Origin of the sequence: Streptomyces iakyrus, assembly GCF_000717055.1 — a bacterium.
Taxonomy (GTDB): Bacteria; Actinomycetota; Actinomycetes; order Streptomycetales; family Streptomycetaceae; genus Streptomyces; species Streptomyces iakyrus.
Genome location: NZ_JNXI01000076.1, coordinates 1 through 746, shown reverse-complemented (window position 1 = coordinate 746; position 746 = coordinate 1). Strand labels below are relative to the sequence as shown.

Sequence of the window (746 nt, the reverse complement as noted above, 5' to 3'; positions counted from 1 at the left end):
GGCGTGGTCGGCATCGCCGGGATCGACCCGCTGTTCGCGGTGCCGCTGGCCTTCGTGGTCTTCGTGCTGGCGGGCGTGCTGCTGTACTGGGTGCTGGTGCCGCGGCTGCAAGGCTCGGCCAATCCGGAAATGCTGTCGATCATCCTGTTCTTCGGCCTGTCGCAGGTGATCGAGGCGGTGACCACGATCTTCGCCGGCACCAGCGAACGCTCGATCCAGAGCCGGCTGCTCGGCACCGTATTCTCGACCATCAAGGTCAAGCTGTTCGGCGGCAAGACGGGCGGGACAGGGCCGATCCAGATCTTCGGCCAGGGCTTTCCCGCGCCGTGGGTGATCGCGGCGATCACGAGCCTCGTCGCGATCGGGCTCGTCTACCTCTATCTCTACCACACGCGGCTCGGCACCCTGACCCGCGCGGTGATGTCGCGCCGTGACGAGGCCCTGGCGACCGGCATCGATGTCGATCGCGTCTCGGCTGCGGCGTTCGGGATCGGGCTCGGCATCGCGGCGGTTGCCGGCGTGTTCGCGCCCTTCATGTTCGGCTCGGTGACGCCGGCGTTCGGCGCCGATGCGACGGTGACGTCGTTTGCGATCGTCGTGCTCGGCTCGCTCGGCAACCCGCTGGGCACCGCGCTCGGCGGCGTCGTCTATGGCCTCTGCTACATGCTGGTGCAGACCTATCTCAGTTCCTGGGCCGACTTGCTGCCCTATGTGTTGTTGATCGTGATCCTGTTGTTGCGCCCGAG

At 66.9% G+C, this 746-nt stretch carries 1 protein-coding gene; it reads left to right on the top strand.

Going from position 1 to position 746, the window contains the following annotated elements; all coding sequences use genetic code 11:
* On the top strand, nt 1–746 hold a 746-nt coding region (locus tag OO68_RS48830), incomplete at both ends, for a branched-chain amino acid ABC transporter permease (RefSeq protein WP_033314703.1).